Raw genomic sequence first — 15,866 nt, 5'->3', positions numbered from 1 at the left:
GCGGTGCCCCTGCGGCAGCGGGGGGGGGTCGACCTCCAGCCCCCCCGCCTGCAACACCCCCACCGGTACGGTCACAATCGCCGCGTCGAAACGCTCGTCCAGCACCCGCACGCCGTGCTCCTGCACCGCCACCCGGGGCACCGGCCGCGCAAAGTGCATGCTCAACCCGCGGGCCAGCTGCTCGACCAGCAGCCGATAGCTGCCCGCGATCCACCTGTCGCCCTCACCCACCCCCGGCTCGAAGCCGTGCCGGGCGCTGAGCCTGTCCAGCGGCGCCCCGGCGTCCATGACGATCTCGGCCTCGGCGAAGCGCCGCACCTGAGCAGACGTCCACGGCGCCGGGTCTCGCAGCCACTCGTCGAGCACCTCGCCGATCGAGGCGTCCGCCGGCGCCGCGGCCAACCGGCGCTGCGCCTCCACCGCCAGCCCCGCCGGCACGGGACAACCGCCCAGAACCAGGGGATCAGCAAAGCCGGTCGGTACCGTACGCAGACCCAGCCGCTCGGCCAGGCGGGCAAGCACGTTCTCCGGGTACTGCTGCAGCCAGTTCGCGCCCAGGTCGAACGTGGCACCGTCCAGGTCCACGCCCATCGCCCGGCCACCGGCCTGCTCGCGCGCCTCGAACACCTGCGTGGACACCCCGAGCCGGGTCAGATGCCGGGCCGCGGCCAGCCCTGCCATCCCGGCGCCCACCACCGCGACCCGGCGATGCCCGAGATCCGCGGCCCAGTGCGCGGCTTCGCGGCCCTTCTCGTACGCCCCGTGCGTCATTCCCGCCCGGGTGGAGTGCGTGGCCTCCCCGGCGAGTCGCAGCCGCCCACCCACCGGCGCGCCCAGCCTCACCCGGTCCGCGGGGGTGCCGCCGCGCCCGATCAGGCTCCACGACCCGCGCGACCACGGATCCTCACCCCAGCGGGACACCAGAGATGCTCGCAGCACGGGCGCAGCGTACGCCGTCACCCGCAAGGGGTACGTTTGCACCCATGGCGGCGGTTACGGCAAGGTCCAGGGCATCCGGACACCGGCCCCCGACGTTGGACCAGGTCGCCGAGCTAGCCGGCGTCGGACGCGGCACGGTCTCCCGCGTCATCAACGGCTCGGCCCAGGTCAGCCCGCAGGCCCGCGCCGCCGTGGAGTCCGCGATCGCCGAGCTCGGCTACGTGCCCAACCGCGCGGCCCGCACCCTGGTCACCCAGCGCACGGACTCGATCGCCCTGGTGGTCTTCGAATCCGGTGAGCGCTTCTTCGCCGAGCCCTTCTTCGGCCGCATCGTGCAGAGCATCTCCACCGGCCTGGTCGAGCGCGGCCTGCAGATGGTGCTGATGATCGCCCAGGCCCCGCACGAGCGCCAACGCCTCGAGGGCTACCTCACCCGCCAGCACGTGGACGGCGCGCTGCTGCTGTCCCTGCACGGCGACGACCAGCTACCCACCCAACTGGAACACCGCGGCGTAGCCACCGTCCGGGCCGGCCGTCCCACCGGGGTGAGCTCGTGCTGCTACGTCGACGCCGACAACCGCGGCGGTGCGCGCGACGCGGTGACGTGCCTGAGGAATCAAGGCCGCCAGCGCATCGCCACCATCACCGGCGCCCTCGACCTTGCCGCAGGTCTGGCCCGCCTGGCCGGCTACCAGGACGTGGCCGGGCCGGGCACGGTGGCGCACGGCGACTTCAGCGAGGAGAGCGGAGCGGCGGCCATGACGCGCCTGCTCGACGAGGATCCGGCGCTGGACGCGGTGTTCGCCGCCTCCGACGCGATGGCCGCCGGGGCGATGCGCGTGCTGCGCGAGCGGGGGCGGCGGGTTCCCGAGGACGTGGCGGTGATCGGCTTTGACGACTCGGTGATCGCCCGGCACACGGACCCGCCGCTGACCAGCGTGAACCAGCCCATCGAGCAGATGGGGCAGGAGATGGTACGGCTGCTGCTGTCCAAGATCGACGGCGTGGAGCCGGCCCCGGCTGAGGTGGTGTTGTCGACCAGCCTGGTCCTGCGCCGCTCGGCATGAGCCGGCCTCGGCCGGCTGGCACCTCGGCAGCCTCCGCGATCCCGCCGCCGGACCCGTCCTGCGCCGCCTGCTCACCGACTCCGTCGAAACCGTCCGCACCAGGGCTGCCCGCGGCCGCACCCGAGGTCAATCCCGCCCCTCACCCCGGCTGACCACGTCACGCTCACACGTCCTCCGGGATGTCGTTGCGGGGCATGAGCAGCACCATCGCGACCATCACAACCGAGGTCAGGATCAGGCCCACGACGATGTGGTGGACGGCCGTGGTCATCCGCTCCGGGTCGGAGGCGGCACCGCGGATCGTGGCGTTGGCGATGGCGCCGAAGACCGCTACACCCACCGCGCTGCCCAGCGAGCGCAGGAACACGTTGCTGGCGGTCACCACGCCGCGTTCCTCCCAGCCCACGCTGGCCTGCGCGGCCACGATCGTGGGCGGGCCGGTCAAGCCCATCCCCACCCCGATCACCAGGCAGTACGCGCCGACCTCCCACACGCTGGAATGGCGGCCGAGCAGGAGCAGCAGCAGGCAGCCGGCCAGCACGATGGTCGCACCGATCAATGCGCAGCCCCGGAAACCCAGTTTGAGGTAGAGCTTGCCGGACTGCGCGGCGGCCAGCGGCCATCCGAGCAGCAGCGTTGCCAGCGTGAAGCCGGCCACGAGCGGGCCGGCACCGAGCGCAGTCTGGGCGTACGTGGGAATGTAGGAAGTAAGGCCGAGCAGCACGGCGCCGATGCCGAAGCTCGTGAGGCCGCTGGACATCAGCAGCCGCCGGCGAAACACCCACAGCGGCAGCACCGGCTCCTTGACCACGCGCTCCAGCAGCCCGAAAGCGATCAGCAGCACGACGCCCGCGCCCAGCACGGCGAGTCCCGGCACCGACGTCCACGCCCAGCTCTGCCCGCCCTCCAGCAGGCCCAGCAGGATCAGCGTGAGACCCATGGTGAGCAGGACGGTGCCGCGGTAGTCGATGCTCGGGCGAGCGCGGGCGACGCGTTCGTCGAAGCTGCGCACGATCACCAGGGCCGCGATCACGCACAGCGGGATGTTGACGAAGAAGATCCAGCGCCACGACACCCACTCGCTGAACACCCCGCCCAGGGTGGGCCCGACCACCGACGCCGTGCCCCAGACGGTGGCGATGTAGCCCTGCACCTTGGCGCGTTCCTGCACCGAGTACAGGTCGCCGACCATGGTGATGGTGGTCGGCTGGATGGCGCCCGCGCCCAGACCCTGCACCGCGCGGAAGGCGATCAGCATCCCGATCCCGCCGGCCAGCCCGCCCCCGATGGAACCGGCCAGGAACAGCGCGATGCCGGCCAGGACGACCGGCTTGCGGCCGAACAGATCAGAGAGTTTGCCGAATACCGGTACGGACACAGCTTGCGCGAGCAGGTAGGTCGAGAACAGCCACGGGAACTCGGCGAAGCCCCCGATGTCGGCCACGATGGACGGCACCGCCGTCGCGATGATCGTGGCATCGATGGCGACCAGCGCGGTGGCCAGCATGACGGCAGCCAGCACCGGCCCGCGCTCGGACCGCAGCCCCACCCCGGTATCAGTCATGATCCCGACTCAACCATGCGACCCGATGATCATCGACTGTGATGGTGATGACACCATGCGACTATGTCGTACGGGCCCGTCTTCGTCCCGTCGCGCCGCCCCGCAGCTACCGAGCGCTGGCGTGGGTCCCGCTGCGACGAAGTGGTCCTGCCCGCCGTCCGCGACGCCCTCTGGGAATTCACCCGCGAGGTGCACAACCTCGAACCCGGACCGGCCAAGCTCTCCGGCCTCAACGACACCCGCGAGGCCGAGGCGAAGATCGGCATGCTCGGCACCGACACGGCCCCGTTGTGCCTGGTGCTGCGAGCCCACCTGCCCGGCCCGCCCGCCGCGCGCAAACATTGGCGAGAAGATCTGGGAACTCAAGGGGTACGACCACAAGCCGCCCAGGTCACCGGCATCGACCAGGTCGACCCGGACCAGGTCGCCCCGCTGCTCACCGAGCCCCCGTCCCAGCACGTGCGCCCCTGGCTGATCCTGCGCTCACCGGCCGGCTTCGCGGCGGGCGCGCTGTCGGTGGACCCCGGCGACGGCCTGCCCCGCCGCGTCATCGACTTCGCCGTCCTGCACCTCAATCGCCCCGGCGCCGCCGGCGAGCGCCCACCGCGCTGCCCCCACTGCAACCAGCCCCGCGTGCGCCGCTACGCCGCCTTCGACCTGTGCCCCGACTGCGGCTGGTTCGCCACCTGATCGCCGCTGCCCGCCGGCGCCCGGGTGGCAACCGGCTGGCACTTGAGTGGGGGCGTACCCCGTCGATGCTATGACCGTGCTGCGCCGACTCTCCTGCCTTGCCACCGCCGTGATTGCCCTGGTCGCGGCCCTGCCCGCGCCCGCCTCGGCGGCCACCTCCGCCTGCCTGCCCGGCGGTGTCACCCGGTGCCAGGTGTGGACCGGCAAGGTGGTGCGGGTCAGCGACGGCGACACCCTCATGGTCGACCTCGCCGGGGACGGCACCAGTGAGCCGCGCTCGATCCGGCTGATCGATGCGCAGGCCATGGAACTCAGCGTGCACTCCTCGATCGTGGCCAAGCGGCGCGGCGACTGCCATGCCCTCGAAGCCACCGCCCGGCTGGAGCAGTTGGTGCGCGCCGGCGGTGGGGTGGTGCGGCTGACCGCGCAGGATGCGAGCAGTTCGAGTTTGAACCGGCCGTTGCGCGCGGTGCAGCTACGGATCGGGGGAGTGTGGCGCGATGCGGGGCTTGAGCTCGTACGGCAGGGGTTCGCGCTGTGGCAGCCCTTCGCCGGTGAATGGGCCTGGAACTCCGCTTACCGGGCGGGCACCCGGAGCGCGGCCCACGCCGGGCTGAACCTGTTCGACACCGATGCGTGCGGCAGCGGGCCCTACCAGTCCGAGCCGATCTCGGTGACCGTCGACTGGAAGCAGGAACTGGTGCACCTCACCAACGGCGCGGCGTACCCGATCTCGCTGGCCGGCTGGTGGGTCCGCGACTCGGGGCTGCGCCGCTACACCTTCCCGCCGCGCACCATGGTGCACCCGGGCGCCATTATCACCGTGCACGTGTTCGCCGGGACCACCACCGCCACCGACTTCTTCTGGGGCCTGGACGCCCCGGTCTTCGACAACCCGACCGGCGACGAGCAGGACCGCGGCGACGGCGGCTATCTGTTCGACCCGCAGGGTGACCTGCGGGCCTGGATGATCTACCCGGCCGGGTAAATTTTGTGCCCCTCACCTGAGTGACGATCGGCATCCTTCCGTGATGTGCTGGGCGGATGAGCGACAACGAACGGGTGACGAACTGGGCCGGCAACATTGTGTTCGGGGCCCGGCGGCTGCACCGGCCGGAGACGGTCGAGCAGGTCCAGGAACTGGTGGCCGGCGGTGGGCCGGTCAAGGTGCTCGGCAGCGGGCATTCTTTCAACCGGATGGCCGATACCACCGGCGACCTGGTCTCGCTGGCCGCTCTGCCGCGGGTGTTCGAGGTCGGCCCGTACCACAACTCGGTGCGCATCGACGGTGGTATGCGCTACGGCGAGCTGGCCGGGCGCCTCGACGCCGAGGGCCTGGCCCTGCACAACATGGCCTCGCTGCCGCACATCTCGGTGGCCGGGGCGATCGCCACCGCCACCCACGGCTCCGGGCAGCACAACGGCAACCTGGCCACGGCGGTCTCGGCGATCGAGTTCATCGGCGGCGACGGCAAGCTGGTCACGTTGCGCCGCGACGGCGACGGCGACAACTTCTGCGGCGCGGTGGTCGGCCTGGGCGCGCTCGGCGTGGTCACCTCGCTGACCCTGGACGTCGTCCCGGCCTTCGAACTGCGCCAGTACGTGTACGACGACCTGCCGCGCGCCTCGCTCGACACCGACCTGGACGCGATCCTCGGCGCCGGCTACAGCGTCAGCTTGTTCACCAACTGGACCAGCCGGGACATCACCATGGCATGGCTCAAGCGCCGCACCGAGCTGACCTCCGACGACTTCCACGGCGCCCACCGCGCCGACGGCCCGCGTCACCCGGTGCCGGGCATGCCCGCGCACAACAGCACCGACCAGTCCGGCGAGCCCGGCGCCTGGCACACCCGGCTGCCCCATTTCCGCATGGAATTCACTCCGAGCAGCGGCCAGGAGCTGCAGTCGGAGTATCACCTGCCCCGTGAGCGGGCGTTGGAGGCCATCGACGCCGTTGCCGCGATCGGCGGGCACATCTCCCCGGTCCTGCAGATCTGCGAGCTGCGCACCATCGCCGCCGACGACCTGTGGCTCAGCCCCAACTACCAGCGCGATACGTTCGCCCTGCACTTCACCTGGGTCGCCGACGCCGACGCGGTGCTGCCCGCGGTGGCCCGGCTCGAGGAGGCGCTCGCCCCGTTCGACCCGCGCCCGCACTGGGGCAAGGTCTTCACCACCGACCCGTCCACCGTGCGCGCCCAATACGAGCACTTCGCCGACTTCGTGGCCCTGGTGCGCCAGCACGACCCCAACGGCGTGTTCAGCAACCCGTACCTGCAAGCCATCCTGGGCTGAGCCGCTACCGGTCGTTCGCCGCCATCCGGGTGTTCAACTCCTGCGCGGTGGCGGCGCGCCGTCAGTTCGTCAGCTGGGCGTCGTCAGAGGCGAAGGCGCAGTCAAAGGCAGGGCGTCAAACGGTACGGCCGCAGTCAGCTTGAAAAGGTCACGCCGGTGCATCACTGCACTCCCGCGCGCAGCCACAGATCCCGGTTGCCGGCGAGGAGCACGCGCCCGTCGGCCAGCGTGGTCACCGCCTGCGGGGCCGCGTCACCGCAGCCGAGGTCGCCGCGCTGCCATGCCCGTTCGCCGTCGCCCACCCAGACCACCCCGCAGTTGTTGATCTCGCCCCCGGGCCGGGAACCGTAGCTGAGGCCCACCATCACCAGGTCCCCGGTCGAGTCCACGGTGACATCCTGGACGCGGCCCACGCCGAGCCCGTCCGCCGGGCCGGGCTGCCAGACGTGACCGTTGACGCTGCTGAGAACGTACGTGTAATCCTTTGTCGTCCGGTATCCACCGAGCGCCACCCACCGCCCGCCGCTGCGCACCAGGCGGGTGATCATCGTGTTGTCCGGCAGTTCGCCGACCGCCGAGACCGTCCAGGTGTCCCCGCCGTTACCCGACCGCCAGACCACGGCCTGGCGCCGCGAGACCCCCATCGCGACCACCTCGTCCCCGGCGGTGGCGATGACGCTGATGGTCTGCCGTCCGGCCCCGCCCTCGAACGCTGGAAGGGGCATCCGCCGCAAGCTTTTGCCGTGATCGTCGGATGCGAGCAGGACGGGCGCGGGTTTGGCCTCCGTGCTCAGGTCGGCGTTCACGAGGATCCGGCCGCTGCCGGTGACGGCCATTCCCCGTACGAGCGAGCGGGAGCCCTGCCCCTCCAGGCCGGTGGTTGACAGGTCGGTTCGGGCCAGCTCTTCGCGGTTTCCCTTGCGGTACCGCGCCAAGCCGGTGTCCCCGGCCGTCAGCAGCGACCCGTCCTCGCCCACCACGACGGCTTCGGCCGCGACCCCGCCACCCCGCCACCCGCCCACCGCATCGGGCGGGCCGTCACCGGTGGTGCGCGCCCCGTTTGCCGGGGACGGATTCAACTTGAGCGAGTCGCAGGTGTCCGGCCCGGTCCAGTTGGCCGTGACATCCCGGTACCCGTTGCGGTACGTACCGATGCCGCGGGTACAGGAACCCTCGGGCACCAGTATCCGCAGCCCGTCGCCGTCCGGAATGTAGTCATCGGCGGCCGGCCACTCGACGGCCCCGGAGTGCTTGACGAACCCGAGCACATCCTTGTGGCCACTGGCGGGGGAAGTGTGGGCACACCCGGCCAGCAGCCCCGCAAGCGCAACGACAGCAACCAGTCCCCGTGGCATACCCGGATCCTAAGGTGAACCAGCAACCGGTTGCTGAGGGCGTTCAGCGCAGCGCTGCGGCGTGGGCGTCGGCTGGGCGGAAGGCCGAGCAGTGCTGGCATTGCAGGAAGGTGCGGCTCGGGCGTACCGGGAACAGCGGGATGAAGAACAACGTGAACTTGGTCGTGCGTTTCAGCACCGCCTGCGGCACATTCCAGCCGCACACCTCACAGACCATCGTGCGGGTGGCGACCATGTGGTCCTTGGAGCGAAGACCGAAAAGCAGGAACATGGGGAACGGGTACCCGCCCGTCAGCCCCGCCACACCGTGACGTTGAGAACCCGACAAAGGTGACCGAGGCGCACCTGTCACTGCAAGGAGAGCCACACGGCCGTGTCCGGCGGGATCGTCCGGGTCTGGCTCACCGGCCCGCTGGCCGCGAGGATGGTCCCGGCGGGTACCCGGACATCGCGATCACCCATGGCCATGACGAGAACACATTGCTGTGCTCGTACGGCCAGAAGGGTCCCGTCCGGACCGGCCGACCACTCAACCGGGTCGTCCGCACTCAGCGTGCCCGCCGCCAGCAGCCGCCCGCGATGGTGCATCGCGTCGGCGAGGAACGCAGCCGGTGGCCCCGCATAGTCGCCCCATCCGGGCGGAACCGGCAGCCACGGCGCGCCCGCATCGGCGGGGGAGAACCCGTAGGTCCCGGCCGGATCGCGGGTCCACGGCATCGGTACCCGGCACCCGTCGCGGCTGATGCCCGAGCGTGCCCACGCCGGATCCTGGCGATCCCCGGGCGGCACCGGCGCCTCCGGCAACCCCAGCTCCTGACCCTGGTAGAGGTACGCCGCCCCCGGCAACGTCAGGATCGCGAGCAACGCCGCCCGAGCCCGCGCCGGGGTGCCGTAGCGGGTGGGGGTGCGCACGACATCGTGGTTCTCGACCACCCAGGTGACCGGCGCGCCCCCGGCCGAGGCGAGCAGCCGGGCGCCGGTCCCGGCCCAGCGGGCGGCGTTCCAGGGGGCGGTGACCAGCGCGAAGGCGAACGACTGGTGCAGCTCGTCCGGGCGTACATAGCGGGCTGATCTTTCCGGGTCGAGGTTGACCTCACCGATCAGCGCGCGGGGCGGGTCGTAGGAGCCGGCGATCGTGCGCCAGCGCCGGTACACGTCGTGGACCTCGTCCTGATCGCAGGCCAGGGGATTGCCGCGCAGCCGCATGGGGGGCACCGCGGCGGGGTCGGCCAGGTCGGGCAGCCCGGCGGCCTTGAACAGCCCGTGCGCCACGTCGATGCGCAGGCCGTCGACGCCGCGGTCGAACCAGAAGCGCAGCACGCCGGCGAAGAAGTCACCGGTGGCCGGGTTGCGCCAGTTCCAGTCGGGCTGCTGCGGTGCGTACAGGTGCAGATACCACTGTCCGTCATCGACGCGGGTCCACGCCGGGCCGCCGAACACGCTGGGCCAGTTGTTGGGCGGTGCGTCCCCGTGACCGTCGGCGAAGTGGAACCGTGCACGGGCGGCGCTGCCCGGCTCGGCGCGCAGCGCTTGCTGGAACAGCGGATGCTCGACCGAGCAGTGGTTCGGCACGACGTCGACGATGACCTTGAGCCCCAGCTGATGGGCGCGCGTGACCAGCGCGTCGAAGGCGGCCAAGTCCCCGAACAGGGGGTCGACGTCGCAGTAGTCGCTCACGTCGTACCCATGATCGGCCTGGGGTGAGCGCTGGAACGGCGTCAGCCAGACAGCCGCGGCACCCAGCCCGGCCACATATCCGAGCCGCGCGGTGATCCCGGCCAGATCACCCACACCGTCGCCATCGGAGTCGGCAAACGAGCGCGGATAGATCTGGTAGACCACGGCGTCACGCCACCACGCCCGCACCGTCAGGCCCGCGGGCCGAGCTTGCAGGCCGGGAAGATCTGCCTGAGCACGGCGAGGTTGCTGGTTGCGAAGCTGACTACCTCGCTGGGCACAGCCTCACGAGCCAGCCGCCCCGATGCGACGTCCTGGGCGACGTGGTGAAAGGCCCGGAGACACATGAACGACCTCCCAGCAGCCTTGGTAGGTGACAGCAGTTTACCGGCTGGGAGCCCTGCGAGCGGTGATCGGAGACGAGCTGATCCCCGCGACGCTGGTATGACGTCGCAGGGATCAGCGGTTGTCGTCAGGCCTTCTTGAGCCAGAAGGTCAACCCGATCGCTTCCTCGGTGAACGGCGTGCCCCACTGCGGCTCGCCTTCGGCGTAGTCGGTGGCCAGGACCTCGTCGGCTACCAGGTCGCGGTGTTCCTGCAGGGCGGCCGCGGTCTCCGCGGTTGTGGCCCTCCAGCGGAGCGCGATGCGGTCCGAGACTTCCAGGCCGCTGGATTTGCGGGCTTCCTGGATGAGGCGGATGGCGTCGCGGGCCAGGCCGGCTCGTTTCAGCTCCGGCGTCAGGTGCAGGTCGAGGGCCAGGGTGGCGCCCTGTTCGGAGGCTACGGCCCAGCCTTCGCGGGGTGTTTCGGTGATGATGACCTCGTCGGGCGACAACGTGATGTCCTCGTCGTTGACGCGGACTGTGGCCGTACCGGTGAGCAGGGCTTCTTTCAGTGCAGTGGCGTCCGCGGCCGCGACTGCCTTGGCCACGTCCTGTACGCCCTTGCCGAAACGCTTGCCGAGCGGCCGGAAGTTGGCCTTGGCTGTGGTGTCCACGAGCGAGCCACCGGCCGACGCCACGTTGAGCACCACCCCGACGTTGAGCTCCGAGGCGATCTCGGCCAGCAGTTCGGGGCTGAGCGAGTCGAAGCCCTGCGCCGACGCCAACGCCCGGGCCAGCGGCTGACGGGTCTTCACGCTTGACTCGGCGCGGGCGGTGCGGCCCAGTTCGACCAGGCGCCGCACCAGAGCCATCTGCTCACCCAGGGACGGGTCGATCAGCGAATCGCCGGCGACCGGGTACGAGGCCAGGTGCACCGACCGCGCGGCCGTGCCGTCCACCGGGGCGATCAGGTCCTGCCACACCCGCTCGGTGATGAACGGGGTGATCGGGGCCATCAGCAGCGTCACCGTGCGCAGCGCCTCGTGCAGGGTGGCCAGCGCCGCCTTGTCGCCGCGCCAGAACCGGCGGCGGCTGCGGCGCACGTACCAGTTCGACAGGTCGTCGACGAACGCCGCCAGCAGCTTTCCGGTCTCGTGGGTGTCGAACGCGGCCATCGCCGTGTCCACATTGCGCACCAACGTGTTGAGTTCGGAGAGAACCCAGCGGTCGAGCACAGGCCGATCGGCAGGCGCCGGGTCCGCGTCCGAGGGAGACCATCCCGCGGTACGACCATAGAGCGCCTGGAACGCCACGGTGTTCCAATATGTCAGCAGGGTCTTGCGCACCACCTCCTGCAAGGTGTTGTGCCCCACCCGGCGCTGCGCCCACGGCGAGCCGACCGCGGCCATGAACCAGCGCACCGCGTCGGCACCGTGGCGTTCCAGCAGCGGCAGCGGCTCCAGGATGTTGCCCAGGTGCTTGCTCATCTTGCGGCCGTCCTCGGCCATGATGTGCCCGAGGCAGACCACGTTCTCGTACGCCGACTTGTCGAACACCAGCGTCCCGATCGCCATCAGCGTGTAGAACCAGCCGCGCGTCTGGTCGATGGCCTCGGAGATGAACTGCGCCGGGTAGCTGCGCTCGAACAGCTCCTTGTTCTTGTACGGGTAGCCGAACTGGGCGAACGGCATCGAACCCGAGTCGTACCAGGCGTCGATGACGTCGGGCACACGCGTGGCCGTTTCCCCGCACTCACCGCAGGCAAAGGTCACCTCGTCGATGAACGGGCGGTGCGGGTCGAGCGTGCAGAGATCGCGGTCGGCCAGCGACGACAGCTCAGCCAGGGAGCCGATGCAGGTCAGGTGGCCTTCGGGGCAGCGCCAGATGGGCAGCGGGGTGCCCCAGTAACGCGAGCGGGACAGCGCCCAGTCGACGTTGTTGGTCAGCCAGTCGCCGTACCGGCCGTGCTTGATGGTCTCGGGCTGCCAGTTTGTCTTCTCGTTCTCGGCGAGCAACTGATCGCGGATCTCGGTGGTGCGCACATACCAGGACGGCTGCGCGTAATAGATCAGCGGGGTGTGGCAGCGCCAGCAGTGCGGGTAGCTGTGCTCGTACTGCAGCTCCCGGAACAGCAGCCCGCGCGCCTGCAGGTCGGTGACCAGCGCCGGGTCCGCGGCCTTGAAGAACTGCCCGCCGACCAGCGGCAGGCCGGCTTCGAAGGTGCCGTCGGGGCGCACCGGGTTGACCATCGGCAGCCCGTAGGCGCGGCAGCTCGCGAGGTCATCAGCGCCGAACGCCGGCGACTGGTGGACCAGCCCGGTGCCGCTGTCGGCGGTGACATAGGCCGCCAGGATCACGAAGTGCGCGCCGGGGATCTCGACCAGATCGAAGGGCCGCTGGTACGTCCAGCGCTCCATCTCCTTGCCGGTGAACGTCTGACCGGTCGCACTCCAGCCCTCGCCCAGCGCCTGCTCGACCAGGTCGCCGGCGACCACCAGCTTCTCGGTGCCGTCGGTGGCCACCACGTAGGTGAAGTCGGGGTTCACCGCGACCGCCGTGTTGGACACCAGCGTCCACGGCGTGGTCGTCCACACCACCAGTGACGCCTGACCGGCGAGCGGGCCGCTGGTCAGCGGGAAGCGCACGTACACCGAGGGGTCGATGTCGTTCTCGTAGCCCTGCGCCAGCTCGTGATCGGACAGCGCGGTCTGGTCGCGGGGGCACCACGGCGCGACGCGGAAATCCTCGACCAGCAGGCCCTTGTCGAAGATGCGCTGCAGCGACCACCACACGCTCTCGATGTACCCGGGGTCCATGGTGCGGTAGGCGTCGTCCATGTCGACCCAGTAGCCCATACGCTCGGTCAACGCGGCGAAGGCGTCGGTGTGCCGGGTCACCGATTCGCGGCACTTGGCGTTGAACGCGGCGATGCCGTACGCCTCGATGTCCTGCTTTCCGGTGAACCCGAGTTCCTTCTCCACGGCCAGCTCCACGGGCAGGCCGTGGCAGTCCCAGCCGGCCTTGCGGGCGACGTGGAAGCCCTTCATGGTCTTGTAGCGCGGGAACACGTCCTTGAAGACGCGGCTCTCGATGTGGTGCGTGCCGGGCATGCCGTTTGCCGTCGGCGGGCCCTCGTAGAAGATCCAGTCGGGGCGGCCCTGGGTTTGCTCGAGGCTGCGGTTGAACACGCTGTTGGCGTGCCAGAAGTGCAGCACCTCGTGGTCGAGGGCGCCCAGGTCGACCTGCGCGGGAACGGGTTTGTACATCGGTCCTTCCTCCGTCGGGTGTGCTCACCAACGGAGGGACGAGGCTCGTGAAGAACCCCGCGGTACCACCCTCCTTGACCACGAGACGTCCGTGGCCCCCTCATTTGCGGGCTCGCTCGGCTCGGGGGGTGATCTTCGCGACGGGCACGCCGCCGGGCTCACACCGTCCCCGGCTCGCTCGTGGCTGCGTTCGTCGGTACTCGTCCCCGTCAGCGCCTCGCGGACCGCAATGCTACCGCACGCCCCGCTCGCCCTGACACCCAAATACCCCGGCCAGGTGCCGTGGCAGTTCGACACGATCCGCGACGTCGCCGGCCTCATGGGTTTGTGCTGTCGGCCTTCGGTCTCACCCGCGGGTAAGGGTAGCCTTATCAAAATGTCGAACCCGAACAGGCCGGTGCGCACCGCGAAGACCGGCGTTGTCACCCGCATCGAGCAGCTCACCCCGCACATGGTGCGCATCGTCGTGGGCGGGGAGGGGCTGGCCGAGGTTGAGGCCGGGCAGTTCACCGACCACTACGTCAAGGTGCTGTTCCCGCCGCCCGGCGTCGACTACCCCGAACCCTTCGACGTGGCGGCGATCCGCGAGACGCTGCCGCGCGAGCAGTGGCCAGTGACGCGCACCTACACGGTACGGCGGTGGGTGCCCGAGGTGCCGGAGATGTGGCTCGACTTCGTGGTGCACGGCGACGAGGGCATCGCCGGACCGTGGGCCGCCGGCGCCAAGGTCGGCGACCCGGTCCGGTTCATGGGCCCCGGCGGCGCGTACACCCCGGACCCCGCGGCCGGCTGGCATCTGCTGGCCGGCGACGAGAGCGCTCTGCCCGCGATCGCCGCCACCCTGGAAGGCCTGCCCGCCGGTGCCCGGGTGCACGCGTTCATCGAGGTCGCCGGCCCGGCTGAGGAGCAGAAGCTGGAGACCGCAGCCGAGCTCGACCTGACCTGGTTGCACCGCGGCGAGCGGCCCGCGGGGGAGCTGCTCGCCGAGGCCGTGCGCGCGTTCGCGTGGCCGGACGGCACGATGAACGCGTTCGTGCACGGCGAGGCGAACTTCGTCAAGGACATGCGCCGGCTGCTGCGGGTCGAGAAGCAGATCCCCATGGCGCAGCTGTCGGTCTCCGGCTACTGGCGCCGGGGCATGAACGAGGACGGCTGGCAGTCCAGCAAGCGCGAATGGAACCAGCAGGTCGAGGCCGAACAAGGAGCTTAGGGTCGTCCGTACGCCTCCAGCAGCCGCAGCCAGATCTCGCTGATCGTCGGGTAGGCGGGCACGGCGTGCCACAGCCGGTCGAGGGGCACTTCGCCGACCACGGCAACCGTGGCCGCCTGCAGCAGCGAGTCCACGTCCGGGCCGACGAAGGTGACGCCGAGCACGACCTTGCGCTTCTCGTCGACGACCATCCGGGCGCTGCCCTGGTAGCCGTCCTGGTAGACGCCGGCCCCGGCGACGCTGCCCAACTCGTAGTCGACCACGCGGATGTCGTAGCCGGCCTTTGAGGCGGCGTCGGCGGTCAGCCCGACCGAGGCCACCTCGGGGTCGCTGAACACGACCTGCGGGACGCCCCGGTGGTCGGCGGTGGCCACATGGGTGCCCCACGGCGCGTCGGACACCGGCTTGCCGGCCGCGCGGGCGGCGATCACGTCACCGCACGCGCGGGCCTGGTACTTGCCCTGGTGGGTCAGCAACGCCCGATGGTTGATGTCGCCGGCGGCGTACAGCCAGTCGAAGCCGTCGACCAGCATGGTGTCGTCGACGTGCAGCCACTCGCCGGGCTTGAGGCCCACGCTGTCCAGGCCGATGTCGCCCGAGCGCGGCGTGCGACCGGTGGCCACCAGCACCTCCTGCGCGGTGACCGTGCGAGCGTCGCCGAGCTCGATGCTCACCTCGTCGCCGTCGCGGGTGACCCGGGAGGTCGCGGTGTTGAGCAACACGGTGACGCCCTGCTCGTACAGCGCCTCGGCGACCTTCTCCCCGGCGAACGGCTCGGAGCCGGCCAGCAGCCCGCCACGGGCGATCAAGGTGACGGTGGTGCCGAAGCTCGCGTACGCGGTGGCCATCTCCACGCCGACCACGCCGCCGCCGATCACCGCGAGGGTGTCCGGGATGTCCTTGGCGCTGGTGGCCTCGCGGCTGGTCCACGGGTCGGCGTCGCGCAGCCCCGGGATGTCGGGAATCAGCGCGTCCGAGCCGGTGGCGATCACCACGGCGTGCCGGGCGTTCACCACGGTCTGCGAGCCGTCCTTGGCGGTGACGGTGACCTGCCTGGCCCCGGACAGCCGGCCGTGCCCGCGGAGCAGCGCGATCCCGGCGCTCTCGACCCAGCCGACCTGACCGTCGTCCTTCCAGTTGCTGGTGAAGGAGTCGCGCCGCGCGAGCACCGCCTGCACGTCGAGCTTGCCGGTAACCGCCTGCGCGGCCCCACCCACGCGCTGGGCGGCCCGCAAGGCCTGGGCCGGGCGCAGCAGCGCCTTGGACGGCATGCACGCCCAGTACGAGCACTCGCCGCCGACCAGTTCGTGCTCGATCAGCACCGCGGTCAGCCCGCCCTTGACCGCCCGGTCGGCCACGTTCTCGCCCACCGGTCCGGCGCCGAGCACGATGACGTCGTATTCACTCATGGGTTGAATCCTGCCACCCGGGCCGCCGACGGCGGCGGTGTTTGCGCGGTGAGGCGCTGCAACGAATT

Annotated in this window: 13 protein-coding genes; 5 read left to right on the top strand and 8 right to left on the bottom strand. The window is 70.7% G+C overall.

Translation table 11 applies throughout. The features are described from left to right. Positions 1-939, bottom strand: a 939-nt coding sequence (locus tag TFC3_RS19535) for an FAD-dependent oxidoreductase (RefSeq protein WP_236718210.1), incomplete at its 3' end; no start/stop codon positions are given. Positions 940-983: 44 nt separating this feature from the next. Here TFC3_RS19535 and TFC3_RS19530 point away from each other — a divergent pair. Continuing rightward, complete coding sequence (locus tag TFC3_RS19530; RefSeq protein WP_067501902.1) at positions 984-2,006, top strand: LacI family DNA-binding transcriptional regulator; 1,023 nt, start codon at positions 984-986, stop codon at positions 2,004-2,006. Positions 2,007-2,169: 163 nt separating this feature from the next. Here TFC3_RS19530 and TFC3_RS19525 read toward each other — a convergent pair whose 3' ends face one another. Further along, positions 2,170-3,570 carry an MFS transporter gene (locus TFC3_RS19525; RefSeq protein WP_082772167.1) on the bottom strand — a complete coding sequence of 467 codons (1,401 nt, stop codon included), beginning with the start codon at positions 3,568-3,570 and terminating at the stop codon, positions 2,170-2,172. 63 nt (positions 3,571-3,633) lie between these two features. Here TFC3_RS19525 and TFC3_RS19520 point away from each other — a divergent pair, with 63 nt between their 5' ends. The 3 genes from TFC3_RS19520 to TFC3_RS19510 all read left to right on the top strand — a co-directional run bounded on the left by TFC3_RS19520 (position 3,634) and on the right by TFC3_RS19510 (position 6,558). Further along, the gene (locus tag TFC3_RS19520; protein WP_067501898.1) at positions 3,634-4,260 is read left to right on the top strand and encodes a hypothetical protein; all 627 of its coding nucleotides are present in this window, start codon (positions 3,634-3,636) and stop codon (positions 4,258-4,260) included. Between the two features lie 76 nt (positions 4,261-4,336). Continuing rightward, positions 4,337-5,248 (top strand): lamin tail domain-containing protein, encoded by a 912-nt coding sequence (locus tag TFC3_RS19515; protein WP_236718209.1) that lies wholly within the window; start codon positions 4,337-4,339, stop codon positions 5,246-5,248. A 56-nt stretch (positions 5,249-5,304) separates the two neighbouring features. Next, positions 5,305-6,558 carry a D-arabinono-1,4-lactone oxidase gene (locus TFC3_RS19510; protein WP_067501892.1) on the top strand — a complete coding sequence of 418 codons (1,254 nt, stop codon included), beginning with the start codon at positions 5,305-5,307 and terminating at the stop codon, positions 6,556-6,558. 161 nt (positions 6,559-6,719) lie between these two features. Here the strand turns inward: TFC3_RS19510 and TFC3_RS19505 are convergent, their stop codons facing one another. The 5 genes from TFC3_RS19505 to ileS all read right to left on the bottom strand — a co-directional run bounded on the left by TFC3_RS19505 (position 6,720) and on the right by ileS (position 13,179). Continuing rightward, entirely contained in the window at positions 6,720-7,913 is a 1,194-nt protein-coding gene (locus tag TFC3_RS19505; protein ID WP_153040303.1) for a hypothetical protein, read from the bottom strand. A gap of 43 nt (positions 7,914-7,956) precedes the next feature. Next, complete coding sequence (locus TFC3_RS19500; protein WP_236718208.1) at positions 7,957-8,217, bottom strand: zinc-ribbon domain-containing protein; 261 nt, start codon at positions 8,215-8,217, stop codon at positions 7,957-7,959. Positions 8,218-8,261: 44 nt separating this feature from the next. Beyond that, positions 8,262-9,755 carry an alpha-amylase family glycosyl hydrolase gene (locus tag TFC3_RS19495; RefSeq protein ID WP_236718207.1) on the bottom strand — a complete coding sequence of 498 codons (1,494 nt, stop codon included), beginning with the start codon at positions 9,753-9,755 and terminating at the stop codon, positions 8,262-8,264. 26 nt (positions 9,756-9,781) lie between these two features. Then, a complete protein-coding gene (locus TFC3_RS38130; protein ID WP_161952636.1) occupies positions 9,782-9,937 on the bottom strand; it encodes a hypothetical protein in 156 nt (51 codons plus the stop codon). Positions 9,938-10,062: 125 nt separating this feature from the next. Further along, complete coding sequence (gene ileS / locus TFC3_RS19490; RefSeq protein WP_067501880.1) at positions 10,063-13,179, bottom strand: isoleucine--tRNA ligase; 3,117 nt, start codon at positions 13,177-13,179, stop codon at positions 10,063-10,065. A gap of 376 nt (positions 13,180-13,555) precedes the next feature. Between ileS and TFC3_RS19485 the strand changes: the two genes are divergently transcribed. Next, positions 13,556-14,389 carry a siderophore-interacting protein gene (locus tag TFC3_RS19485; protein WP_067501877.1) on the top strand — a complete coding sequence of 278 codons (834 nt, stop codon included), beginning with the start codon at positions 13,556-13,558 and terminating at the stop codon, positions 14,387-14,389. On the opposite strand, the gene TFC3_RS19480 is transcribed toward TFC3_RS19485, so the two are convergent. Next, the gene (locus TFC3_RS19480; RefSeq protein WP_067501874.1) at positions 14,386-15,798 is read right to left on the bottom strand and encodes an NAD(P)/FAD-dependent oxidoreductase; all 1,413 of its coding nucleotides are present in this window, start codon (positions 15,796-15,798) and stop codon (positions 14,386-14,388) included. The genes TFC3_RS19485 and TFC3_RS19480 overlap by 4 nt on opposite strands. Positions 15,799-15,866: the final 68 nt, after the last annotated feature.

It is taken from the genome of Actinoplanes sp. TFC3, from assembly GCF_001553785.1.
Lineage (GTDB): Bacteria > Actinomycetota > Actinomycetes > Mycobacteriales > Micromonosporaceae > Actinoplanes.
Note: the sequence above shows the minus strand (reverse complement) of the source record. Positions and strands in the feature narration are given on the sequence as shown.